Annotated in this window: 24 protein-coding genes; 10 read left to right on the plus strand and 14 right to left on the minus strand. The window is 70.4% G+C overall.

Annotated features, from left to right (window positions below):
* Window positions 1-57: 57 nt before the first annotated feature.
* From ABD235_RS35090 to ABD235_RS35130, 9 genes are all read right to left on the minus strand, one after another.
* The gene (locus ABD235_RS35090) at window positions 58-630 is read right to left on the minus strand and encodes a hypothetical protein (RefSeq protein WP_344182127.1); all 573 of its coding nucleotides are present in this window, start codon (window positions 628-630) and stop codon (window positions 58-60) included.
* A 333-nt stretch (window positions 631-963) separates the two neighbouring features.
* The gene (gene proC / locus ABD235_RS35095; protein ID WP_344182129.1) at window positions 964-1773 is read right to left on the minus strand and encodes a pyrroline-5-carboxylate reductase; all 810 of its coding nucleotides are present in this window, start codon (window positions 1771-1773) and stop codon (window positions 964-966) included.
* 436 nt (window positions 1774-2209) lie between these two features.
* Window positions 2210-3139 (minus strand): proline dehydrogenase family protein, encoded by a 930-nt coding sequence (locus ABD235_RS35100; RefSeq protein ID WP_344182131.1) that lies wholly within the window; start codon window positions 3137-3139, stop codon window positions 2210-2212.
* 166 nt (window positions 3140-3305) lie between these two features.
* Window positions 3306-4334, minus strand: coding sequence for a DUF695 domain-containing protein (locus tag ABD235_RS35105; protein WP_344182133.1), 1029 nt, complete (start codon window positions 4332-4334; stop codon window positions 3306-3308).
* Between the two features lie 147 nt (window positions 4335-4481).
* Complete coding sequence (locus ABD235_RS35110; RefSeq protein ID WP_344182135.1) at window positions 4482-5219, minus strand: ABC transporter permease; 738 nt, start codon at window positions 5217-5219, stop codon at window positions 4482-4484.
* Window positions 5216-5938: an ABC transporter ATP-binding protein gene (locus ABD235_RS35115; protein ID WP_344182138.1), complete on the minus strand. Its 723-nt coding sequence runs from the start codon at window positions 5936-5938 to the stop codon at window positions 5216-5218. The genes ABD235_RS35110 and ABD235_RS35115 overlap by 4 nt, the downstream gene beginning before the upstream one ends.
* A 49-nt stretch (window positions 5939-5987) precedes the next feature.
* Complete coding sequence (locus tag ABD235_RS35120; RefSeq protein ID WP_344182140.1) at window positions 5988-6578, minus strand: TetR/AcrR family transcriptional regulator; 591 nt, start codon at window positions 6576-6578, stop codon at window positions 5988-5990.
* On the minus strand, window positions 6575-7432 hold the full coding sequence (locus tag ABD235_RS35125; RefSeq protein ID WP_344182142.1) for a sugar phosphate isomerase/epimerase family protein: 858 nt from the start codon (window positions 7430-7432) through the stop codon (window positions 6575-6577). The genes ABD235_RS35120 and ABD235_RS35125 overlap by 4 nt, the downstream gene beginning before the upstream one ends.
* A gap of 22 nt (window positions 7433-7454) precedes the next feature.
* On the minus strand, window positions 7455-8387 hold the full coding sequence (locus tag ABD235_RS35130; protein WP_344182144.1) for a Ppx/GppA family phosphatase: 933 nt from the start codon (window positions 8385-8387) through the stop codon (window positions 7455-7457).
* Window positions 8388-8543: 156 nt separating this feature from the next.
* Here ABD235_RS35130 and ABD235_RS35135 point away from each other — a divergent pair, with 156 nt between their 5' ends.
* Window positions 8544-9284, plus strand: coding sequence for a DUF3109 family protein (locus tag ABD235_RS35135; RefSeq protein ID WP_344182146.1), 741 nt, complete (start codon window positions 8544-8546; stop codon window positions 9282-9284).
* Window positions 9285-9287: 3 nt separating this feature from the next.
* On the opposite strand, the gene ABD235_RS35140 is transcribed toward ABD235_RS35135, so the two are convergent.
* Window positions 9288-10238, minus strand: coding sequence for an NAD-dependent epimerase/dehydratase family protein (locus ABD235_RS35140; protein WP_344182148.1), 951 nt, complete (start codon window positions 10236-10238; stop codon window positions 9288-9290).
* Between the two features lie 104 nt (window positions 10239-10342).
* Between ABD235_RS35140 and ABD235_RS35145 the strand changes: the two genes are divergently transcribed.
* Entirely contained in the window at window positions 10343-10975 is a 633-nt protein-coding gene (locus ABD235_RS35145; protein WP_344182150.1) for a VOC family protein, read from the plus strand.
* Window positions 10972-11715: a Type 1 glutamine amidotransferase-like domain-containing protein gene (locus tag ABD235_RS35150; protein WP_344182152.1), complete on the plus strand. Its 744-nt coding sequence runs from the start codon at window positions 10972-10974 to the stop codon at window positions 11713-11715. Before ABD235_RS35145 ends, ABD235_RS35150 begins: the two co-directional genes overlap by 4 nt.
* Here ABD235_RS35150 and ABD235_RS35155 read toward each other — a convergent pair.
* Both ABD235_RS35155 and ABD235_RS35160 read right to left on the minus strand, forming a co-directional pair.
* Complete coding sequence (locus ABD235_RS35155) at window positions 11712-13088, minus strand: WS/DGAT/MGAT family O-acyltransferase (protein ID WP_344182154.1); 1377 nt, start codon at window positions 13086-13088, stop codon at window positions 11712-11714. The two genes, ABD235_RS35150 and ABD235_RS35155, sit on opposite strands and share 4 nt — an antisense overlap.
* 105 nt (window positions 13089-13193) lie before the next feature.
* Window positions 13194-14618, minus strand: coding sequence for a beta-N-acetylhexosaminidase (locus tag ABD235_RS35160; RefSeq protein ID WP_344182156.1), 1425 nt, complete (start codon window positions 14616-14618; stop codon window positions 13194-13196).
* 195 nt (window positions 14619-14813) lie between these two features.
* On the opposite strand from ABD235_RS35160, the gene ABD235_RS35165 reads away from it, so the two are divergent.
* Window positions 14814-16052, plus strand: coding sequence for an MFS transporter (locus tag ABD235_RS35165; protein ID WP_344182158.1), 1239 nt, complete (start codon window positions 14814-14816; stop codon window positions 16050-16052).
* Here ABD235_RS35165 and ABD235_RS35170 read toward each other — a convergent pair.
* Both ABD235_RS35170 and ABD235_RS35175 read right to left on the minus strand, forming a co-directional pair.
* The gene (locus ABD235_RS35170) at window positions 16023-16889 is read right to left on the minus strand and encodes a GNAT family N-acetyltransferase (RefSeq protein ID WP_344182706.1); all 867 of its coding nucleotides are present in this window, start codon (window positions 16887-16889) and stop codon (window positions 16023-16025) included. The two genes, ABD235_RS35165 and ABD235_RS35170, sit on opposite strands and share 30 nt — an antisense overlap.
* Window positions 16890-16936: 47 nt before the next feature.
* Window positions 16937-17287 carry a winged helix-turn-helix transcriptional regulator gene (locus ABD235_RS35175; RefSeq protein ID WP_344182159.1) on the minus strand — a complete coding sequence of 117 codons (351 nt, stop codon included), beginning with the start codon at window positions 17285-17287 and terminating at the stop codon, window positions 16937-16939.
* 59 nt (window positions 17288-17346) lie between these two features.
* Between ABD235_RS35175 and ABD235_RS35180 the strand changes: the two genes are divergently transcribed.
* The 6 genes from ABD235_RS35180 to ABD235_RS35205 all read left to right on the plus strand — a co-directional run bounded on the left by ABD235_RS35180 (window position 17347) and on the right by ABD235_RS35205 (window position 23767).
* Complete coding sequence (locus ABD235_RS35180) at window positions 17347-18120, plus strand: MBL fold metallo-hydrolase (RefSeq protein ID WP_344182161.1); 774 nt, start codon at window positions 17347-17349, stop codon at window positions 18118-18120.
* A 13-nt stretch (window positions 18121-18133) separates the two neighbouring features.
* Entirely contained in the window at window positions 18134-18829 is a 696-nt protein-coding gene (locus ABD235_RS35185; protein WP_344182163.1) for a class I SAM-dependent methyltransferase, read from the plus strand.
* 78 nt (window positions 18830-18907) lie between these two features.
* A complete protein-coding gene (locus ABD235_RS35190) occupies window positions 18908-19456 on the plus strand; it encodes a P-loop NTPase family protein (protein WP_344182165.1) in 549 nt (182 codons plus the stop codon).
* Complete coding sequence (locus tag ABD235_RS35195) at window positions 19453-20697, plus strand: ABC transporter substrate-binding protein (RefSeq protein ID WP_344182167.1); 1245 nt, start codon at window positions 19453-19455, stop codon at window positions 20695-20697. The genes ABD235_RS35190 and ABD235_RS35195 overlap by 4 nt, the downstream gene beginning before the upstream one ends.
* Window positions 20697-22472, plus strand: coding sequence for a sugar ABC transporter permease (locus ABD235_RS35200; protein ID WP_344182169.1), 1776 nt, complete (start codon window positions 20697-20699; stop codon window positions 22470-22472). Before ABD235_RS35195 ends, ABD235_RS35200 begins: the two co-directional genes overlap by 1 nt.
* Entirely contained in the window at window positions 22469-23767 is a 1299-nt protein-coding gene (locus ABD235_RS35205; protein ID WP_344182171.1) for a hypothetical protein, read from the plus strand. Before ABD235_RS35200 ends, ABD235_RS35205 begins: the two co-directional genes overlap by 4 nt.
* Window positions 23768-23771 lie beyond the last annotated feature (4 nt).

Genomic DNA, 23771 nt, shown 5'->3' on the forward strand with positions numbered 1-23771 from the left:
TCCGTTCGCTGTCCGGTGCTGTCGAGCGTAGCCGGATCGAGGGAACGGATCGGGGATTCAGATCAGGTGCCAGCGGATCAGGAACGCGCCGACCGAGAGCACCAGGTAGATCAGGACGAGCAGCACGCCGAGGCCGGGGCGCGGGCGGGACCGGCGTACGGGCTGGTCGGCCGCGGCGTCGCGGGCGGCTTCGATCACGCGCGCGACCTCGTCGGTGCGGCCCTTAGAGATGCCGTTGATCTCGTTCTCGTCGCGGCCGGAGCCGAGTACGACGGAGTCGTCGACGACCTCGACCCGGTCGACGTCCTGCCAGGCCAAGCTGCGGACGAGCAGGCTGGTCCGGGCCTTCAGCGTGGCCTGGGTGATCTCGACCTTGTAGAGCACGACGCCGCCCGCGACCCGGACGACGGAGGCGCCGATCAGCGTGAACAGGCCGACCGCGAGGAAGTCGCGGGCACCCATCCACAGCCACGAGTTGAGCACCGGGACCGCGACGAAGGGCAGCACGAACAGCGCCCACGCCCACCAGGGCGCCCGGTCGAGCGGGACCCGCCACGGCAGCGCGGGCAGCGCCGGCGCCCGCCCGGCGGCCGGAGCCGTGGCAGCCGGGTCCACCGAATGGTTGTTCATGGCCGGGACCATAGTCGTCTCATCCTTGAAGTGGCAGGAAACCGCGACGACAACACTAACGGTGACCCGCCGTACGGTGTTACTCCGCGGCGGTAACTGCCGCGCGCGGTGCTACGCGCGGCGGGTGAGCGCGGTGCTCGGGTTCACTCCACGTCCGGCGCGCGGAGTCACTCGGCGGCGAGGTCGCGGCAGCGGTTGCGGCTGCCGGTCGACTTCTGTGGGATGGGTCGCCGCCAGTTCCGGCGCCCCGGCGAAGCCGGTGGCGGAGCGGCGGACCCTCCACCATTCCCACCCCACCGTGGCGGTGAACGGTCGCGGCCAGGGACGCTCGGGTTACTCGGCGGCGAGGTCGCGGGAGCGGTTGCGGGCCGCTTCGATCGCGGACAGGAACGCGGCGCGGACCTTGTGGTCCTCGAGTTCGCGGACGGCGGCTGCCGTCGTACCGCCCGGTGAGGTGACGCGCTCGCGCAGTACGGTCGGGTGCTCGCCGGTCTCCCGCAGCAGCTTCGCCGACCCGACCACGGTCTGCACCACCAGCTCGGTCGCCGTACCGCGCGGCAGGCCCATGTGCACGCCGGCCTCGATCATCGACTCGACCACGAAGAAGATGTACGCCGGCCCGGACCCGCTGATCGCCGTCACCGCGTCCTGCTGCTTCTCCGGCACGCGAACGACCTTGCCGGTCGCCGACAGCAGCCCCTCGGCCAGCTCGAGGTGGCTCTCGTCGCAGTGCGCGCCGCGGGAGATCGCCGCCATCCCCTCGTCCACGAGCGCCGGCGTGTTCGGCATCACCCGCACCACCGCGACCCCGTCAGGCAGCCGCGACTCGATGAACCCGGTCGTGATCCCCGCCGCGAGAGACACCACCGTCTGCTCCGGCCGAACCACCGGCGCGATCTCGGCCAGCAGATCCGGCATGTCCTGCGGCTTCACCACCAGCACCAACGTGTCCGCCTTCGCGGCGGCCTCGACGTTGGTCACCACGTCCACGCCGTACCGCTCCCGCAGCTCGTCCGCCCGCTCCTGCCGCCGCTCGGTGATCAACAACTCCCCCGGCCGCCGCCCAGCCCGCAACAGCCCCGACAACAGGGTCTCCCCCATCACACCCGCGCCGAGAATCGCCACCTGCCCGTTCACGCTCATGTGGCCAGGCTAGTGCTTTCACCTCACACGCCTGCTTTCATCCCACGCGCCGACTACGCCCGCTCCTCCGTCGCGTGCTACGCGGCGCTCCCGCCCACCCAGTTGTTCCACGCGCTGGCGCGCTTCAGTGCGCGCTGTCGCGCTGAGGGACGGGCTGCCGCCCGAGTACGCGCTACCGCGCGAAGTGCGCGCTGTCGCGCGGAGGTGTGGGCTGCCGCCCGAGTACGCGCTACCGCGCGAAGTGCGCGCTGTTGCGCGTAGGCGTGGGCTGCCGCCCGGCCACACAATCGCGCGGATTCACACCTATAAGCCAGGCGCCCGCTAGCGCTGACTCATTCGCCGATTGCCTGAGGACGCGCTCCGAGAGCCGCGCTTGGGCGCGGACGCCAACGGCCCGGCGCGATCCCTGGGGACCGGCCGGGCCGTCGTACCTCGCTTACTTCTTGCTGATCAGGGACCGGGCGAAGAACTGCAGATTCGCCGGGCGTTCGGCCAGGCGGCGGACCAGGTAGCCGTACCAGTCTTCGCCGTACGGGATGTAGACGCGGACGGTGTTGCCCTCGCGGGCCAGGCGGCGCTGCTCGTCGGGGCGGATGCCGTAGAGCATCTGGTACTCGTAGGTGTCCGGCGCGCGGTTGGCGCGGTCGGCCAGGGAGCCGGCGATCGCGATCAGGCGAGGGTCGTGGGAGGCGACCATCGGGTAGCCGTCGCCGTTCATCAGGATCTTCAGCGCGCGGACGTACGCCTTGTCGACGGCCTGCTTGTTCTGGAACGCGACCGACTCGGGCTCCTTGTACGCGCCCTTGCACAGGCGGACGCGGGAGCCGGCGTGGGCCAGGTCGACGCAGTCGCCCTCGGTGCGGCGCAGGTAGGCCTGCAGTACGGCGCCCGTCTCGGGGAAGTCCTGCCGCAACTCGCGCAGGATGCTCAGCGTGGAGTCCGTGGTGGTGTGATCCTCCATGTCGAGCGTCACCGTCGTACCGGCGTTGCGCGCGGCCAGGCAGATCGTCCGGGCGTTCTCCAGCGCGATCTTCTCGCCGTCGCCGGGCAGCGCCTGGCCGACCGCCGACAGCTTCACCGAGACCTCGGCGTTCTGCGTCAGACCGGCCTCGCTCAGCTGCTTGAGCAGCTCCAGGTACGCGTCGGCGGTGGCGGTCGCCGCGGCGAGGTCGGTGGTGTCCTCACCGAGGTGGTCGAGCGTCACGTTCAGGCCGTTGCTGACCAGCTTTTCGGTGGCCAGTACGGCCTCCGGCGCGGTCTCACCGGCGACGAACCGCGCGACGATGCCGCTGGACACCGGCAACGACGAGACAGCCTTCTTGATCTGGGGACTGCGGGACACGCCCAGCAGGACTCGCCGAAGCACTCGTGTTCCTCCTCATCGCCCCTGGCCCCGTATGCCAGGGGTGTCAGCAGGCTACGCGCCTGGACCGGACCGCCCCTAATCGTGTGGCCAGGACCACACCAGTGGCCCGAGTGGTCCGGCTCTCCAGCGTGACGGATCGCTCCGGCCGGAACAAGCGAATCGCCAGTCAGCTGCCCAGGTGGCTGAGGTTGTGCCAGCCGGGGTCCTTGGCGGTGGTCAGCGAGACCTCGCCGTGCGTCCAGCCGGTGGTGGCGGCCTGGAGCTGCGCGGGCGCCGGCGTACTGCCGTCGACGTAGTAGTGCAGCGTGCGGGCACCGGCGACGGTCTCGTGGGCGAGCAGGCGGCCCGAGTCGCCGAGGCGGTTGGTGAGGTGGTCCTCGAGGTCGCGCAGCTGGTCGAGCATCTCGGCGTCGGGCAGGCCGTCCTCGCGGCCGGCCGGGTAGCCGATGGTGACGCCGACGTGGGTGTCCAGGTGGGGCAGACGGATCGAGCGCAGCGGGACCTCGGTGGTCGCGATCAGGCGGTGGCCGTCGATCTCGCCCTCCAGCAGGCGCCAGGTCGGGTCGCCGTCCTCGGTGGTGAAACCGGCGGCGAACTTGGCGACGGTCGGCAGCAGCTCGCTGATCGGCCGGGCCTCGGCCGGGCGGTCGATCAGGGTCTCGACGGCGCCGATCCAGGTCTCGGTCATCTCCTCGCCGAGCGACAGGTCGAGCAGGAGGAAGGTGATCCGGCGCTGCGCGTCCTCCGACAGCTGCGGGAAGACCGGGTGGTGTACGCCGACGTGCACGGCCGCCGCGCGTTCGTCCGGGTCGATCGCGACGACGGCCTCGTCCGACGCGACCGGCGGCATGCCCTCGAACTGGATCGTCACCTCCGGCGAGGGACGCCGCAGGTCGGCGTACTCCCAGAGCCGGTCCGACGGCGGCGCCGCGCGCAACCACCGGCGTGCGACCGCGCGGGTCGCGGGATCGCCGGCGGCGGTGACCACGAGCGTGTGCTTCGCGTGCAGGCCCGGGCCGAGCTCCCAGTCCAGGCCGCCGTGAATGGCGTTGACGTGCTCAGCCAGTACGGCGGACGTCGAGGCGGGGTCCTTCCGCTCGATCGCGTCGGCGACCAGCTGGGCGCCGGACTCGTTCCACCAGCCCCAGAACCCCTCGATCGGGTCGACCGGCCGCCGCCGCTTGAAAATGCGCATACCCCCATACTCCCTCGCCGGCGGCCCATCCCCCGCGTTCGCGGACATCCACCACTCAGCAACCTCCAGCGCAGGACAGATCTCCGACGGGCCGGGGCGGTACGAATCGGTCGGGTGCGAGGGTTGGTGAGTGGTGGACGTCCGGCCTCAGGCAGTACGGCGCTTGAGCGTCGCCGCGCCCAACGCGAGCGCTCCCACAATGAAGGCCGTCACCACCAGCGCGTCCACCCCCGCACCCTCTCCGAACCCGTTGCCTGCGGCAACCCCGGCGACCGCGTCCACGGCGTACGAGAGCGGCAGTACGTCGCTCACCGCGTGCAGTACGCCGGGCAGCTGGTCGCGCGGGACCAGCAGTCCGCACAGCAGGATCTGCGGGATCATCACCGCCGGCATCATCTGCACCGCCTGGAACTCGGTCGCCGCGAACGCGCTGGCGAACAGGCCCAGCGCCGTACCGAGCACTCCGTCGAGCACGGCGACCACGCCGAGCTGCCAGGCGGCGCCGCGGATGTCGAGATCGAGCGCGTACAGGGAGATCGAGACGACCACGGCCGCCTGGACGACGGCGATCAGTGCGAACGCGAGCGCGTAGCCGAGCAGGAAGTCGAGCTTGCCCATCGGCATCGTGAACAGGCGCGCGAGTGTGCCGGTCGAGCGTTCCCGCAGCGTCGCGACCGAGGTGACGATGAACATGATGATCGCCGGGAAGACCGCGAGCAGCGGACCGCCGACCCGGTCGAAGGTGGACGGCGAGTCGGTGAACATCCACCACATCAGGCTGACCAGCAGCGCCGGGAGCACGACCAGCATGGCGACGGTGCGGTGGTCGCGGCGGAGCTGGGCCAGCACGCGCGCCGCGACGGCGAAGGTGACGCGGGGGGTCATCGGGCACCTGCTTTCCGGTCGATCAGGGTGAGGAAGGCCTGCTCGATGTCGCCGGTCCCGGCCGCGGCGAGCAGCGCGTCGGGGGTGTCGTCGGCGAGCAGGTCGCCGTCGCGCATCAGCAGCAGGCGGTCGCAGCGGCTCGCCTCGTCCATCACGTGGCTGGACACGAGCAGCGTCGCGCCGTCGCCGGCGAGCCGGTGGAACAGGTCCCAGAGGTCGCGCCGCAGAACCGGGTCGAGGCCGACGGTCGGCTCGTCGAGAACGAGGAGCTCGGGGTTGCCAAGCAGGGCGGCGGCGAGCGACGCGCGGGAGCGCTGGCCGCCGGAGAGCTGGTCGACGCGCGCGGTGGCGTGGGAGCCGAGGTCGACGGCTTCGATCACGCGGTCGACGTCGGCGGCCGGGACGCCCAGTACGGCGGCGAAGAAGCGCAGGTTCTCGGCGACGGTCAGGTCGCCGTACACGCTCGGCTCCTGGGTGACGTAGCCGATCCGGCCGCGCAACTTCGCGGCGCCGGCGGGCAGGCCGAGGACCTGGACGTCGCCGGTGACCTTGGCCTGGAGACCGACGATCGCGCGGATCAACGTGGTCTTGCCGCAGCCGGACGGGCCGAGCAGCCCGGTCACCGAGCCGGTCGCGAGGTTGCAGTCGATCCCGTGCAGGACCTCGCGGTCGCCGCGGACGACGACCACGTTCCGGCACTCCACCGCATTTTTCATCATGTGATGAATTTAGGACGTAGGACGGGTGCTGGCAAGGGGAAAGGAGGGATCAGTCGGTGAGGTACTGCTGGAGGACCGGGGCGATCCGGTCGATCAGCGTCTGCACGGGGGCCGACGCGAGCGGCTCGAGCTCGAGCAGGTACCGGGTCAGCGCCATGCCGATCAGCTGGGAGGCGACGAGCGAGACCCGCAGGCGGGCGTCGTTCCCGCCGATCACCTCGGACACCGGCGCGAGGATCAGCCGGCTGATGCCGTCCCGCATCAGCTGCGCGACCTGGTCGCTGCTCACCACGCTCCGCAGGAACGCCTTCATCCGCTGCTGGCCGTCGGGCGACTCCCACACCCCGAGAAAGACGGTCACGATCCGTACGCCGATTTCCTCCCGCGGCCCGTCGAGCACCGTCGCGGCGACCTGCCGCGGGTCGACCGGGAGGGCCATCGCCTCGACGAACAAGGCGTCCTTGCTGTCGAAGTAGTGGTGGACGAGAGCGGCATCTACTCCGGCACCACGCGCGACGCCGCGCATCGACGTACCGGAAAAACCGTTACTGGCAAAGGATTCCCGCGCCGCGCGGAGGATGTCGCCGCGGGTGTCCGGGCCGCCCGGACGTCGCCCCCGCGCGTCGGTCCGGTTGCTCACGGGGTGAGCTCCGAGACCTCGCCGTCCGGGGTGACGGCGAAGCCTGGGTGACGGGGAACCGGGGTCGGGACGAAGTGCTTGCGGGTGAACTCGAGCGACTCGATCAGGTCGACCTCACGCTCGGAGCGGGTGGCGGCCCGGCGGGTGTTGATCTCGATGATGATGTGCCCGCGGAAGTCCTGGTTCGCCAGGCCCTGCAGGAGATCCGCCGCGCGCTGGGTGCCTCGACCCGGCACGAGGTGCTCGTCCTTGGCCGAGCCCGTGCCGTCGGTGAGGTGGACGTGCTTCAGCGTCCTGCCCATCGTCGCGGCCAGCTCGACGCAGTCCTGCTCGGCGGTCGACGAGTGCGACAGGTCGAGCGTGGTGTGCGCGTACGTCTGCTCGGTCGGGTCCCAGCTCGGCGCGTACGCCTGCAGGCCCTTGCCCGGTGCGCGCCACGGGTACATGTTCTCGACCGCGAACACGATCCCGCTCTCCTGCTCCAGCCGGGCGATCCCCTCGACGAAACCGCGCGCGTAGTCGCGCTGCCAGCGGAACGGAGGGTGGACGACGACCACGTCGGCGCCGAGATCCTTCGCCGCCTCCGCCGACCGCTCGAGCTTGCCCCACGGATCGGTGCCCCAGACCCGCTGCGTGATCAGCAGGCAGGGCGCGTGGATCGCGAGCACCGGCAGCTGGTGGTAGTCGACCAGCCGCTTGATCGCGTCGATCTGGGTGCTCAGCGGGTCGATCCCGACCATCACCTCGACGCCGTCGTACCCGAGCCGCGCGGACAGCTCGAAACAGCTGGCGGTCGACTCGGGGTAGACGGAGGCGGTGGACAGGCCGATCTTCGCGGCCGTGCGGGTGCTCATCGGTAGGTGCCTTCGTGGGAGTTCATCGGGGTTGCAGCTGGTCGAGCCGGTTCAGGATGACGCCCTCGCGCAGGGCCCAGGGGCAGACCTCGAGCGAGTTCACGTCGAACAGGTCCATCACCGCGTCCGCGACCAGCGCGCCCGCGACCAGTTGGGTCGACCGGCCGGCCGAGACGCCGGGCAGGTCGGCGCGCTCGGCCGCGGTCATCGCGATCAGCTTCGGCACCCACTCGGTCAGGTCGTCGCGGTGCAGCGAGCGGGCGACGTACGGGCCGTCGTCGGACGGCGCCGCGCCGCAGATCCGGGCCAACGAACGGAACGTCTTGCTGGTCGCGACCGCGCGCTGCGGCTTGCCCGCGCGCAGCACGTCACCGGCGACCGCGGCCATCTCGACCCGGATCCGCTTGCGCAGGGCCCGGACCTCGTCCTTGTCCGGCGGGTCGCTGTGCAGGCCCTCGCGGGTCAGCCGGCCCGCGCCGAGCGGCACGGACACCGCGATCGTCGGCTCCTCGTCGGACCCGGCCGCAATCTCCAGCGAGCCACCGCCGATGTCGAACACGGCCAGCCGTCCCGACGACCAGCCGAACCACCGGCGTACGGCGAGGAACGTCAGCCGGGCCTCGTCCTGCCCGCTGAGCACCTGCAGGTCGACGTCGCTCTCGGTCCGGACCCGGTCGAGCACGGACATCCCGTTCGGTGCCTCGCGCAGCGCGGAGGTCGCGAACGCGAGCACGGACTCGCAGCCCTTGTCCTCGGCCAGCTCGGCGGCCTCCTTGACGAACGACACCAGGTTCTCGGCGCCGGCGTGGTCGATGCTGCCGTCCTTCTCCAGGTGCTCGGCCAGCCGCAGCTCGGTCTTGTGCGAGTACGCCGGCAGCGGCGCGGCACCACGATGGGCGTCCACCACGAGGAGGTGGACGGTGTTGGAACCTACGTCGAGTACGCCGAGCCGCATACCCTCACGCTACTGGACAGTCGTCCAGACCAGGCCCTACCCGGTGCGGTCTTCCACGGGATCTGACCTGTCACCTACCGTCCGGCAGGCAGAACGGGCGGCCCCGATCGGCGTCAGGATGCCGAAGATCGGTGACGGTGCGCGTACGCTTTTCGGGTGCCTGAGGTTTCTCTCGATTTCCCCCGTGCCTACGTCGAGTTCGTCGACCCCGACGACGCCGACCAGGTCTTCCGTTGCGACCTGACCTGGCTGACGTCCAACTGGACCTGCATCTTCGGCGGTGGTTGCCGCGGGATCTACAAGGGCCGCCCGAACGACGGTTGCTGCACGCTCGGCGCGCACTTCTCCGACGAGGACGACGAGAAGCGCGTCAAGGGCTACGTGAAGCAGCTCGGCAAGGAGGACTGGCAGTTCCGCAAGGAGGGCAAGACCAACGGCTGGGTCGAGACCGACGACGAGGGCGACCGCAAGACCCGGGTCTGGGACGGCGCCTGCATCTTCCTGAACCGGCCGGGTTTCGAGGGTGGCGCGGGGTGCGCGCTGCACGGCCTGGCGCTCAAGCAGGGCGTGCACTTCGTCGAGACCAAGCCGGACGTGTGCTGGCAGCTGCCGATCCGGCGGACGTTCCGCGACGTCGAGCGGCCGGACGGTACGTCGTACACGGAGGTCGGGATCGGTGAGTACGACCGGCGCGGCTGGGGTCCGGGTGGGCACGACCTGGACTGGTACTGCACGGGCAACACCGAGGCCCACATCGGCGTCGAGGCGGTCTTCGAGTCGAGCAAGGTCGAGCTGCAGACGCTGATGGGGCTCAAGGCGTACGACGTCCTGGCGGAGTACTGCCGCCGGCACCTGGAGGCGGCGCAGCCGTTGCTGCCGCACCCCGCCTCGCCGTGATCCTTAGTTGAGCTTGCCGTTGGCGACCAGCCAGTCGATCGCCTCGAGCGTGGTCTCCAGCGCGGAGTAGCGCGGCCGGAAGCCGAGCAGCCGCGCGGCCTTCTCCATCGAGCAGTGCGGGCTGTGCGCGATGTGGTCGTACGTCGTCTGCGCGCTGCGCTCGTTGACGGTGGCCTTCCACTGCTCGAACGGCTGGTAGCTCAGGTTGGCCTCCTGCCCGAAGTGCGCGGCGACGGCCTCGGCGTACCCGCGCAGGGTCATCGCGCCGTCGGCGACGGCGTGGAAGCTCTCCCCTACCGCGACCGAACGGTTGGCGATCGCGGCCAGGAAGATCCCGGCGACGTCGGCGGCGTGCACGTGCTGGACGGTTTCCAGGCCGAGGTTGGGCAGGACCAGCTCGGCGCCCTGGGCAAGCTTCTCGAAGACGGTGACGTCGACGTGGCCGGCCGGGTTGACCGGCGCCCAGCCCGGTCCGCTGATGTGGCCGGGGTGGATCACCGTCACCGGCAGGCAGTGGCGGCGCGCCTGGTCGAGCAGGTAGGTCTCGATCGCGGCCTTCTGGACTCCGTAGTCACCGAAGGGTTTGCGGGGCGTGTCCTCGCGGGTCGGGACCTCGGCGCTCGGGCCGTGGACCCAGATCGTGCCGCAGTGCAGCAGGTGCTGGACCTTGCCGGTGAGCGCCTCGGCGAGCTGCCGGGCGCTGTCCTCGGTGAAGCAGATCAGGTCGACCACGACGTCCGGGTTCAGGTCGGCCACGCGCCGGCCGAAGGTGCCCTCGGCATCTTCCGCGGCGCGGTCGGCCTGGATGAGCTCGACCTGCTTCCACTCCCCGCCCGAGCTGTACGGCGTACTGGTTCCGCGGGTGAGTACGACGACCTCGTGACCGGCTCTGACCAGGCCGGGGACGAGGTAGGTGCCGATGTGTCCGGTGCCTCCGACGACGACTGTTCGCATGGTCCGAGCCTGCCCTGTTCTGCCCGGTCGCAACAGGTAAGGGTGCCCTTTGCTGCGACACCCCGATTCCACGCGGATTCCTCGGTGGGCCCAGAATGACTGGCATGCGCTTGGATCATCTGTCGTACGCGGCCGGACCCGACGGGTACCGCGCCACGGTCGAGCGGTTGTCCGCGCTGCTGGGGGCGGACTTCGTCGACGGTGGCGTGCATCCGCGGTTCGGGACCGTCAACCACATTCTCCCGCTGGAGAACGACCGCTACATCGAGGTGGTCGACGTGCTCGACCACCCGGCCTCGGACAAGGCGCCGTTCGGCCAGGCCGTCCGCGCCCGCAAGGAGCTCGGCGGCGGCTGGCTCGGCTGGGTCGTCGCGGTCCGCGACATGGAACGGATGGAGAAGCGGCTCGGCCGCGACGCCGTCCCCGGCAACCGGCACCGCCCCGACGGGGCGAACATCACCTGGCGCCAGATCGGCGTCAAGGGCCTGATGGCCGACCCGCAGCTGCCGTTCTTCATCCACTGGGACGACCTCGGCCAGCACCCGTCGGTCGGCGGCAAGGGCATCAAGCTCACCGCCCTGGAGATCGCCGGCGACCCCACCCGCGTCACCGAGTGGATCGGCCACCCCGCCGACCACCTCCTCGACGACCTCGACGTCGCCTGGGTAGGCCCCAACGGCCAGCCCGGTCTCAACGCCGCCGTCTTCCAGACCCCGAACGGCATCGTCCGGCTGTGACCGCTCCGGGCAGCCCGCACTCCGGCGCGGCTGCCCGCCAGATCTTCGCCGTCTCCGGCGTCCTCACCGGCGACCGCTCCAGGACCCTGGACCTGATCCGGTACGCCGTCGCGCTGTCACCCGCGGCTGGTGCCGACGGGCCTGATCGGCCGGTCCGCTTCTGCTTCTTCCCCACCGCTGAGGGCGACCATCCCCTGGCCGTGCAGTGGTTCACCGACACCTTCGGTGACGACCCTGCACTGGAGACCTCGGTCTTCGCCGTCTTCCCCCGCCCGAACATGTCCCGCGAGCAACTGCTCGCCCAGGACGTCATCTGGGTCGGCGGCGGCAGCGTGGTCAACCTGATGGCGCTCTGGCGAGCGCACGGCGTCGACGAGATCCTGCACGAGTGCTGGCAGCGCGGTGTCGTGCTGGCCGGGCAGAGCGCCGGCAGCCTGTGCTGGCACACCGGCGGCGTCACCGACTCGTTCACGTCCTCACTCGATGCCTACAGCAACTGCCTTGGCTGGCTGCCCTGGAGCAACGGGGTCCACGACGACCTCGGCGACCAGCCGCGACGTACGACGTACCGGAAGTTGGTTGCCGCTGGCACCTTGCCGGCCGGGTACGCGACCGAGGACGGAGTCGGGCTCCACTACGTGGACGGCGCGTTGCACGAGGTGATCTCGGTCCTGCCGGACGCACGCGCGTGGCACGTGACCACCGACGGTGAGCGGGAGATCGTGCCGCGGTTGATCTAGATCCGTTCCAGCTCCTGCAGGGAGTTCTCGAGGTGGGTGAGGAGTCTTTGCAGGTGGGGGACGGTTCGGCGGCAGCCGGTGAGGCCTACGTGGAGTTGGTGGGCGTAGCTGGTGACGCTGATGTTGAGGGCTTGGCCGTTGAGAACGATGGACGCCGGGTACATGCCGAGCAGGCGTGAGCGGTTCCAGTAGAGCGGGCTCTCCGCCGGGCCGGGGATGTTGGAGATGACCACGTTGTACGGCGGGGGTGTGCGGCCCGCCAGCCCGGGCAGGACCGCGGCGGGGCCGGCTACGCCGAGGCCCAGGGCGCCGATCATCAGGTTCTGCAGGGGGCTCAACTGGGAGAGCATCGTCTTGCCGTAGGTGGTGGAGTCCATCACGCGGCGGATCCGGCGTTCGGGATCGCGTTCGTCGGTGGCGAGGTCGGCGATCAGGGTCGCGAGCGAGTTGCCGCCGCCGGGGCCCGTGCCTTCGAGGCCGCGCAGCGAGACGGGCACCATCGCCGTCAGTCCCTTGTCGGGAAGGGCGTTCTGCTCCAGCAGGTAGGTCCGTAGCGCACCACCGCACATCGCGAGCATGACGTCGTTCAGCGTCGCGCCGGTGATCGCGCGGACTTTCTCCAGCCGTTCCATCGGCCACGACTGCGCGGCGAATCGGCGAGCGCCGGTGATGGATTGGTTGAAGATCGTCCGCGGCGCCTGAAAAGCGAGCGGGGAATGCTCTCTCAGCACGGCGCGGACCGCACCTTTCAGCGCGACCGGCGACAATCCGACCAGGTCCGGCACAACGCGCAGGAATGAACCCAGCGGCGACGGCTGGGCCGCCCTTTCGGTGAGCATCGAGTACGGCGCCGGCATGTTCGTGCGGGTGGAATCCGTGGTGAGCATTTCCTGCATCAACCGCAACGCGCTCACGCCGTCCAGCAGCGCGTGGTGAATCTTGGTGTAGATCGCGAACCGGTGCCCTTCCACGCCCTCGATCACGTGCATTTCCCACAACGGCCGCCGCCGATCGAGCAGCGTCCCGTGCAACCGCGAGGTCAGCTCGAACAGCTCGCGGTAACGCCCCGGCCGCGCCAGCGCCGACAACCGCACGTGGTACTCGAGATCGATCTCACCGTCTGGCTCCCACGACCAGTACCCGAGATCGCGCGCCCGCTGTCGCACCCGCCGCGCGAAGACCGGGTTGAGCGCCTCCCCCGCGACCATCTCCTGGTACAGCCGGGACAGGAACTCCCGCCCGCCGTCCGGAAAGACCTGATCCCGCCCGGCGCCGTCCGGCAGCTCGAACAGCATCAGCCCACCGACGTGCATGGGCTGCTCACGGGTCTCCCCGAGCAGGAACATCGCGTCGAGCGGTCCTACCGCGGTCATGACTCCTCCGCTCCCGACCCGGGCTCCAGCCGACGACTCATCGTCGTCGGCGGAGCCGGTCGCGTCTACACCTGCCAACGCGGCGGGGGCGAATTTTGATGTAGGTCAGTCCAGCGGGCGGTAGTTGAGCCCCAGGGCCTCGAAGCGGGACAGGTGCGGCCGCAGCCGGCCCAGGAACTCGTCGTACGACGTCTTCGGCGAGCCCCAGGCGCGCTCGGCGACGGCGGACAGCCGGGGCAGGAGCATGTAGCCGACCTGGTCGGGGCCCTCCATGTACTCGGTCCAGACGTTGGCCTGGGCGCCGATGATACGAGCCTGCTCGTCCTCGGTCAGGCCCTCGGGCACGACCTCGAAGTCGTAGACCTTCTCCAGCGGGATGAAGCCGCCGATGGCGAGCGGCTCGGTGTCCGGGTCGCCCTGGTAGTAGTCGAAGTAGACCGACTCGCACGGCGACATGACCACCTCGTGGCCGGCCTTCGCGGCGATCTCCCCGCGCTGGGCGCTGCGCCAGGCCATGATCACGGCGTCCTTCGGGCAGTCGGTCTCGACCATCTCGTCCCAGCCGACCAGGCGCCGGTTCTGCTCGACCAGCACCTCCGCGACCTGCGCGGTGAACCAGCCCTGCAGTTGGCCGGCGTCGGTGAGCCCGAGCTCGGCCTGGCGCCTCTGCGCCGCGTCCGACTCACGCCACTGGACGTCCGGGCACTCGTCGCCACCGAGGTGGATGTACGGGCCGGGGAAGATGTCGAGCACCTCGCGCAGCACGGTCTTGACGAACTCGACGGTCGCGTCGTTGACGTTCAGCACGTCGTCGCTGATGCCCCAGATCTGCCGTACGCCGAGCTGGGTGTCCGGGTGGTTGCCGAGCTCCGGGTACGCCGCGATCGCGGCCTGCATGTGACCGGGCAGGTCGATCTCCGGCACGATCGTGATGCCGCGCTCGGCGGCGTACGCGACGATCTCGCGCAGGTCGTCCTTGGTGTAGAAACCGCCGTGCCGCTGACCGTCGTAGGTGAACTCGGTCTGGTCGTGCGTCATCTTGCCGACCATCGACTCGGGTCGCCAGCCGCCGACCTCGGTGAGCTTCGGGTAGGCCTCGATCTCGACCCGCCAGCCCTGGTCGTCGGTCAGGTGCAGGTGCAGCACGTTCATCCGGTGCAGCGCGACCCCGTCGACGACCTTGAGCACGAAGTCCTTCGGCATGAAGTGCCGGGAGACGTCGAGCATCATCCCGCGCCAGCCGAACCGCGGCGCGTCGGCGATCCGGACCGCCGGGACGGCGACCTGGCCGCCGTCGGCCGGCTCGGCGGCGTCGAGCAGCTGCCGGTACGTCGTCTCGGCCCAGCGCAGCGCGTCCTCGGAGCCGGCCGACAGCCGCGCGCCGTCGGCGCTGACGTCGATCCGGTACTCGGTCTCGCCGAGGTTCTCCACCACGGTCCGGACCGCGTCGGCGGCCGGGTCGGCGGTGATCCAGGCGCCGTCGTCGACGACGAGCTCACGCGGTGCGGGGACGATCGCGATGTCGGGCATCCGGACTCCAGGAGGTCTCGAAGAATGGTTCGGCAAGAAGGCTGCAGAAAGGACCCTACAAGCCGGCGCCGGGCCTGGAACAGGGATGGTCCAGGCTCTGAACTGCACGCTAATGCCGTCTATGAGCACAATCGTGCAACGCGACCGCGCGGGAAAATCTCTGCCGCGACAACCTTCCGGGTGAGAGGCTGAGGCGTGACCGCCGACGCTCGCCCCCAGGACGTGACCGCCCGCGGTCTCCAGCGCACGACGCTCCGGGTCCTGGTGATCAGCAACGTCGTCGGCGGGGTCGCCGTGGCCAGCGGGTTCGCGGTGGCCGGTCTGCTCGCCGAGCAGATCTCCGGCTCGACCTCGATGGCCGGTCTGGTCGCCACATCGACCACGCTCGGCGCGGCGATTCTCGCCGTACCGCTGGCCGGTCTGGCACGCAGCCACGGCCGCCGCGTCTCACTGGCCACCGGCTACCTGATCGCCACGGTCGGCGCCGCGTTGAGCGTCGTCGCCGCCCAGATCGACTCGCTGCTCCTCCTGCTGCTCGCCGGTTGCCTGTTCGGCAGCGGGTCGGCCGCCAACCTCCAGTCCCGGTACGCCGCGACCGACGCGGCCGACCCCCGGTACGTCGCCCGCTCGCTGTCGGTGGTGGTCTGGGCGACCACGATCGGCGTGGTGGTCGGCCCCAACCTCACTGGCCTCGGCGGCTCGCTCGGCGACTCGGTCGGCGTACTGGCGCTGGCCGGGCCCTACCTGTTCTCGGTGATCGCGTTCGCGCTCAGTCTGTCGACGGTCTGGTTCGGGCTGCGCCGGCTGCAGCAGTCGACGCCCCGGACGAAGGTGGAACGCCAGCCCCTGCTGACGACGTTCCGCCGGGTCGTCGCGATCCCGCACGCCCGGCTCGGCCTCCTGGCGATCGCGACCGCGCACTCGGTGATGGTCGGGGTGATGTCGATGACGTCGGTGCACCTGCGCCACCACGGCGCCTCGCTGACGGTCGTCGGCTTCGTCATCAGCGGACACGTGGCCGGCATGTACGCCCTGTCGCCGGTGATGGGCTGGCTGACCGACCGCCTCGGCCGCATCCCCACCATCGGCATCGGCCTCGCCGTACTGGCTGTGGCGATGACCGTCGCCGCAGTCGCTCCGGACGACGCGCACGGCCTCACCGCGCTGGCCCTGGTCCTGCTGGGGCTCGGCTGGTCGGCCTGCCTGGTCGCCGGCTCCACACTGCTGTCCAACTCGGTCCCCACCGACATCCGTACGTCGGCGCAGGGCCTGTCCGACTTGACGATGGGCGCCTTCGCCTCCATCGCCGGTACGGCGGCCGGGCCGGTCCTGGCCGGCCTCGGCTTCCACTGGCTGGCGGTGCTCTGCGGGCTGTTCCTGATCCCGGTCGCCCTGACCGCCGCATTAACCAAGCAGCAGGTGCAAAGTGCGTAAGCCGGGCCGGAAGCCGATGCTCTGGTAAAGCGCCCGCGCCTGCGGGTACCCGTCGTCGCCCCGCGGGCACACCACTGCCCTGGTCCCACCTGCTTCGCGCAGCGCGTACAGGGCAGCCAGGTTGACCGCCTGGCCGAGCCCACGCCGCCGGTACGCCGTGGCGACGCCCACCGGCTCGACCAGCCCGACCTGGTGCTGCTCGTCCAGCCAGATCAGCGCCGAGGCGACGAACTCCCCCGCCTCGTTCTCCACCACCCAGTCGAGCTCCGGCCGATAGGGCCAAGTCGACATGACCTCGCCCATCGCCTCTTCACCCATCGTGGACGGCGCCACGTCGGACCAGGCCGCCCGATGCACCGCGGCCCGCTGCGCGACCTCGTCCACTCGCACGTGGCGCAGGGTGAGTCCTTCCGGCACGACCGGCTCGGCCAGGTCGTCCAGCGAGATCCAGTGGTGCGTGTAGTACGGCGCATCATCCTGGCGCCGGAACCCGGCCGCCTCCAGCGCGGCCAGCAGGTGCTGCTCGGTCTCCAGTACGCCGGCTGCCAACCCCGGCCCATCAGCTGCCGCCCGGAACCACTCGACGACCGTCGCGGCGAGCTCCGGCCTGGCCGGGTCGACTGTCATCAGCAGATGTCCCGGCTGCGCCAGCCAAGCCCAGGCGACGACCTGCTCATCGTCGCGCCAGACCGCCGTACGCCAGCCGTCTGCGCGGCCGGCGTTCGCACTCCGCTCCCAGGCCAGGTCTCCGAGGTGCAGCCGCGAGGCCGGGCTCCAGATTCGCTGGGTGAGTTCCTGCATCTCCCTGAGGCCGTCCCGGCCGGCGTACTCGGTCATCTGCACAGGTCGAAGCATCGCGGGCCGCGCCCGGCCGGCTCAAGTCCTTATCCCTGCGAGCCCCACTCCCACAGCGCCCGCAGCACTGGAACCAGGGCACGGCCTCGATCGGTGAGGCTGTAGGAGACCCGCGGCGGATAGGCCGACGTCCGGGTGCGCTCGAGAACCCCGTCGGCGGTCAGCTGCTGGAGCCGCTCGGTGAGCACCTTGTCGGACAGCTTCGGCAGTCCGTCGCGCAACTGCGAGAAGCTCCGGTCGCCGTGCCGGAACTCGCCGATGATCAAGGCCGTCCAGCGCCCGCGCAACGTGTCGAGCGCGACGTCGACCGGGCAGGCCGGCGGCGGTTCACCGTCCAGCTCCGCGCAGGACGGCAGGAGACCAACCGTTTGGTGAGCCACGACGCGCCCTCCTAGCTTCGGCAACAACAACACCCACCTTCTACCACTGGAGCGAGAACGTGCGAGTCCATTCGCTGAACTGCGGGACGATGGGATCGGCCGGGCCGGGAGAACCACCAGCTGTCTGTCACTGCCTGCTGATCGAGACCGACGCCGACGGGCTGGTGCTGGTCGACACCGGCCTGGGGTTGCTGAACGTCAAGGACCCGGTCGGCTCACTGGGGGAGGACTTTCTCGGGTGGGCCGCGCCGGTGCTGCGATCCGAGGAGACGGCCGTTCGCCAGGTCGAGCGGCTGGGATTCGCCGCGTCCGACGTCCGGCACGTCGTCCTGACGCACCTGCACCGCGATCACTGTGGTGGGCTGCCCGACTTCCCCGATGCTTCGGTGCACCTGCACGCGGCGGAGTACGACGCGGCGCTGCCGGGTGAGGGGATCTACCTGAACGCCGCCTACGCCCACGGACCGAAGTGGGTGACGTACGACGGTGCGGCTGGAGACGAGTGGATGGGCTTCACCGGCGTACGGGAGCTGGACGGGCTGCCGGAGATCCTGATGGTGCCCCTGCTCGGACACACACCGGGGCACGTCGGGGTCGCCGTGCAGGCCGAGAACGGCTGGTTGCTGCACGCGGGCGACGCGTACTTCCATCGCCACGAGCTGCGCGAGGACGGGACGTGGCCCGAAGGCTGGGACCAGTTGCAGGCCCGCGCCGAAACCGATCGCGCGCAGCGGCTCGCGAACCGGGATCGGTTGCGTGAGGCGGTGCGACGCCCCGGCGGTCCGGTGGTGTTCTCGGCGCACGACCCGGTCGAGTACGCACGACGGGCCTGACTAAGGTTTCGCCGTGAGCATCGCCGACGGTGGGATTCCCAGCCCGAACATCTGGCACCACCCGCAGACGTACGAGATCGAGAACCGGGCGGTCGATCCGGACGGTGTGATCGAACCGGCGATGCGGGCGATCCGGGACTGGGCCGGGGCAACCGTGCTGGATCTCGGCTGCGGGACCGGGTTCCACCTGCCGATGTTCGCGCAGACCGCCGCGCGGGTGATCGGGGTGGAGCCGCACGGGACGCTGGCCGAGACCGCTCGGCGGCGTACTCGTCAGCTGGCGAACGTCGAGGTCAAGCAGGGAACGGCACAGCAGTTGCCGGTCGCGGACGCGTCCATCGACGTCATGCATGCGCGGTGGGCCTACTTCTTCGGTCCGGGCAGCGAGCCGGGTCTGGCCGAGCTGGACCGGGTGATGCGGCACGGCGGCACGGCTTTCGTCATCGACAACGACGGGAGCCGGTCGACGTTCGGCCGCTGGTTCAGCGCGGCGTACCCGATGATCAAGGCGCCCGAGGTGGAACGGTTCTGGACCTCGCGCGGCTGGCACCGCACGCCGCTGGACATGGGCTGGCGGTTCGAGAGCCGCGCCGACTTCGAGGCGGTGGTGCGGATCGAGTTCCAGCCACAGATCGCCGAGCGGATCATCACGTCGTACGCCGGGCACGAGGTCGACTACGCGATCAACCTGTGGAGTCGCACTTACTGACAACACGCTGTGTGATGCAGTGGCCCCGGAGTCGCCCTAAGGTGAGCATCGCCACGACCTGGGAGGCGCCTCGCCGGCATGGACGGACTGCTGCTCCAGCGACTGCTGCCGGGACTCCCCGACGAGGTGAGGGTCGGTGCGGGACAGCAGCGATCGCTGGTGCTCGAGACGAGGGCCGAGGCGCGGCTGTGCGCCGACCTGATCGCCGGTCTGGAAGACCTGCCGCCAGGGGCCGCGGTCCACACCAGCGGACCGGTCCGGCTGGTGCCTGCCGAGGGCGGACTGCTGCCGCACCTCACTGTGCTCGGCAACATCGCGCACGGCCACATCGCCACGCACCGGGTGACCAGAGACGCAGCGGACAAGCAGTGCCGGCTCACCGCGACCAACTGCGACCTGGACGACGTACTGCTCCGCTACCCGCACGAGATCACCCCAGGACGACGCCGGCTGGCCGGACTGGCTCGCGCGGTCCGGGCAGACCCGTCGGTGATCGTGCTGGAGGACGCCCCCGGCCTACCGACCTGGGGCTCGCTGCTGCGCCCGGACAACATCACTGAGCTGTGGTCGATCGCGCTGGTGCTGATCACCACCGACGTCGACCGTGCCAAGGGGTTCGACTCGTGATCCGCCGACGGGTGGTACTCGCCGGTGCCGCGGCCGCGGCCTTGTCCGGCTGCAGTCCCGACGTACTCGGCTTGAGCCGCAGCGTCCGAGTGGCGGTCAGCTGGAGTGGTCCCGAACTGAGGGCCTTCCACCGGGTGCTGGACGGGCTGGGCGAGCTCGACTACCCCGTCGAGGTCATTCCGCTCGGCGACGACATCTCCACAGCGTTCGGCGCTCGCTCGGCCCGCCGGCCCGACCTCGTCATGCTGCCGCAGCCCGGACTGGTCCCGCCGCACCGCGGTGACCTGGAGGCGATGCCGTCCGACCTGGCCGAGCGTGGCCGGGCCCGGCTGTGGGACGAGCTGCTGACGCACGACGGTACGACGTACGGGCTGCCCTTCAAGACGGCGCACAAGTCGGCGGTCTGGTACCGGCCGTCGGTGTTCCGCAAGGCCAACGTGCGACCGCCGACGCAGTGGGACGAGTGGCTGGAGCTGAACAAGGCCCTGTCGCTCGGAGGCATCAGGCCGCTCGCGCTGGGCGCAGGAGACGGCTGGGTGCTCACCGACTTCCTGGAGAACGTCCTCCTCGGTACGGCGCCCAACGCGTACCGGGCACTGGCCGTGTCGGACGACCCGCGGCCCTCGCGCGTACCGGAGTTCGCGGCCGCCTTGCAGCGGCTGGCAACGATGTGGGCCGCTCCGGGCGCACTGGCCGGTGGAGTGGAACGCTCGCTCACACAGCAGTTCCCGGACGCGGTCGTGGAGGTCTTCGGGCATCGCCGGGCCGCGATGGTCGCCGCGTCGGACTTCGCCGAGCCGGTGATCCGTTCGTTCGCCGCTGACCCTGGTGACGTCGGCCTGTTCACCTTCCCCGCCTTCGGCGCGGGTGCGGCCGCGCCGGTGGTGGTCGGTGGGGACGTGATGGTCCTGCCGCGACCGGCGACCGACGACGCGTGGGATCTGCTGCGCCGGCTCGCGGCACCGGCCGCTCCGGCGCCCTGGATCTCGTCCGGCGGCTTCCTGGTCGACGGACGCACGACCGGCTACTCCCCCGAGCTGACCCTCCTTGCCAACCAGTTGGTCGCGCCCGGTACGTCGCTGCAGTTCGACCTGTCGGACCGGCTGGGCGAACTAGGTGGCATCGACGGGCTGTGGCGCGTACTGACCGATCTGCTCGTGCGGGTCGGCAATCGCGGGCCTGACGTCGTACCGGAAGCAGTGCGGCTCGCCCTGGAAGAGCTGGAGAAGGTGGAGGGCTGATGGGCCTGCGCAGCAACGGCTTGTCGCTCGAGGTTGCCGGGCGCGCGGTCTCCGGTCGCCCGGTGACCGGACGGCCGCAGCGGCCCGCAGGGCCTTATCTGCTGGGGATTCCGGCGCTGCTGCTGACCAGTCTGCTGCTGGTGCCCATCGTGATCACGGTGGTCGCGGCGTTCCGGCTGCCGGACGGGTCGTTCGGGTTCAGCAACTTCGCGGTGATGGGTGACCCGGCCGCACTGCACGCCGTACGGAACAGCGTGGCCTGGGTGGCTGTTGCCGTCGCACTGGTCGTCGTCGGGTTCCTGCTGGCCGTGGTGAGCTACCGGCTGCCCGGCCTGTCCTCGTTTCTCCAACCAGCGTTGGTGATTCCGTTCGCCGTGTCGGTGCTGGTGTCCGGTGCGACGTTCCGGCTGATCTTCGACTCGGCTCCTGAGCGCGGCACGGTGACGGCCGTCTGGAGCTCGCTGTTCGGCAGCAGTCCGGTCTGGCTCGGGCCCGGCCTGTTCTGGCTGGTACTGGTGTCCGCGTTCGGCTGGACCTGGCTCGGGTACGTCGTGTCACTGTTCCGCGCCGGACTCGACGCGATCCCGGACGACGTGAGCCGGACGATCGCTGCCGAAGGGCTGACCGGACTGCGTCGCTGGCGTGCTCTGGAGCTGCCGCTGCTGCGGCCGATCACCGGAGTCATCACGCTGACGCTGGTGGTCGCGGCGGTCCGGGTGTTCGACCTGGTGCTGATCGTCGTACCGGGTCCGATGCAGCACGACGCCGACGTGCTCGGCCTGAACTGGTGGCGAGCAACCACCACCGGCGACGACTCCGGCCGTACGGCGGCGCTGGGCGTCGTACTGTTCGCCATCGTCGCCGCCGTGGCGGTGATCGGCGTCCGCGGGTTGCGCCGGCGGCGCTGGGCGATGCCGGTGAGCGTCGTACCGGCTGACTCGACGTTGCGCAGACCCAAGCCCAGCAAGCGGGTCCGGCGGATCGGATGGACTGCCGGGTTCGCCGTCAGCCTCTTCTGGATCCTGCCGGCCGTCGTACTGGTGGCTACTGCGTTGCACTCGCCGCGGGAGGCCGGACTGCGTGGCTGGTGGTCGCTGCACGGGCTGGGGCTGTCGTCGTTCGATGCTGCGGCGAGCATCGGGTTGCTGCGGTCGCTGCTGTCGACTGTGCTGATCTCCTCGGTCGCCACGGTGGTGTTGCTCGTGGTTGCCGTGCCGACGGCGTACCTGGTGGCGTGGGGTGGCCTGCCGACCTGGCTGGGTCGTGTGGTGACGTCGGTCTTCGTGGTGCTGGCTGTGACGCCTGTGCAGATGTACGCCGCGCCCCTGCGGGATGCGATCGACGCGGCCGGGTTGACCGGGTCGCGGATCGCTTTGGGGTTGGTGCATGCGGCGGCCGGGCTGCCGTTCGCCGTACTGCTGCTGCGGTCTGCGTTCGCGTCGGCTCCGCCGATGCTGGTTGCCGAAGCGTTGCAGGGGCCGGCGCGGCAGAGCGCCGTACTGGCGACTGTGCAGCGGACCTACCGGCCGGCGGTGATTGCCGTTGCTGTGCTGGAGTTCGTGCTGGTGTGGAACGACTTCATCGTCGGCTTCCTGATCAGCGGAGCCGGTACGACGCCGCTGTCGCTGGTGCTGTGGGGTGAGGCCCGGCAGTTCTCCTCGTCGAGCGGGACAGTCGCTGCGGCAGCGGTGGTCGCGTCCGTCGTACCGGCGGTGCTGATGCTGACGTTCTGGCGGACTGTCGTGCGTGGACTGACCATCGGGAGCAGGCCGTGAGCACACCCGACGAGGAGAAGCCGAAGAGCGAGCGGCGGCGCGGGGACTTCCTCGGCATCAGTGCGATCGCCGCGGGTCTGCTGTCCGGGTTGGCGAGCGAGAAGCTGTCGCAGAGTCTGGAGAGCGGCGGCTGGATCAAGGTGGCCGGGTGGAGCCTGACCATCGGCTTCTTCCTGATCTGGGCGATCTACAACGCGCCGGTGGGGCTGCGGAAGTACCGGACCTGGCGGGCCGGCGCTGTCGCGACCAGTACGCCGACCGAGCTGCACGCCGCGGCCGAAGAGGCCGAGCAGTGGTTGGTGGCGCTCGGCTCCGAGGCTGCCGGACTGGCTGCGGCGGAGTGGTTCGACCTGAACGAGCCACGGTTGCGGAACGTGCTGGCGAGCGAGAAGCCGACCAGCGCTTCGGCTGACGACCTTGCCCGGATCTGCGACGCACTGGATGCCTGGTACGTCCGGCAGGGCCGCGCGGAGGACCTGCTGGAGGTCAGCGTCTACCTGCTGGGAGTTGCGGAGGGCTGCGGCCGGCAGGACCTCGAGGAGCTGGCGACAGCGCGTGAGGCCACGGCGTACCGGTTGCTGGACGAGTTGGACACAGCCATCACCAAGATCGGCATCTCGGCGAACGTCGCACCTTCACGGCGAGGGCACAGCCGGACAGCGGCAGCACTGGAGACCCGACGGCAGGTTGAGCTGGCGCTGGTCCACCTGGCGCGAGCGGACGCATCTCCTGTCGGCAGTGAACAGGAGGAGGCAGTCGCGCACGCCCGAAGCCGACTGGACGACGCACGGCTCAGCAGACCCGGTCCGGACCTTGCAACTGACGTGGCGATCTCGATCAACCTGGCGATCGTCCAGCTGTACCAGGAGGACGCCGAAGGCGCGCTGGATCACCTGAAGCCCGCAGCTGCTCGGGCAGCTGCGGCTGGTGACCGGAGTGCTCAGGCGCACGCGTTCGAGCTGATCGGGGTGGCCGCGTGGATGCTGAAGCGGCCGGACGAAGCGGCCAAGTGGTGGGGGCGGGCCGAGCATCTCTTCTCGGAGATCGACGAGCGGGAAGGGCAGGCGCGGTGCCTGCAGCACCTGGGGTCGGCTGCTGTCGTCGCCGGTGATCGCGACGGCGGGCGGACGCTGCTGGAGCAGAGCGCCGTACTGCGGAGGTACGAGAGTCCGGTGCTCGTGCAGTACTTGGAGGTCGCCGCGCAGACCGAGCCGGCCGCGGTCGAGACCGAGGTGTCGCGGCGCGGTTCGATCGGATGGTTGCGGCGCAAGATCGAGCAGTGGCGGTTGCGCTGAGCTT

Origin of the sequence: Kribbella lupini (genome assembly GCF_039529595.1) — a bacterium.
Classification (GTDB): domain Bacteria; phylum Actinomycetota; class Actinomycetes; order Propionibacteriales; family Kribbellaceae; genus Kribbella; species Kribbella lupini.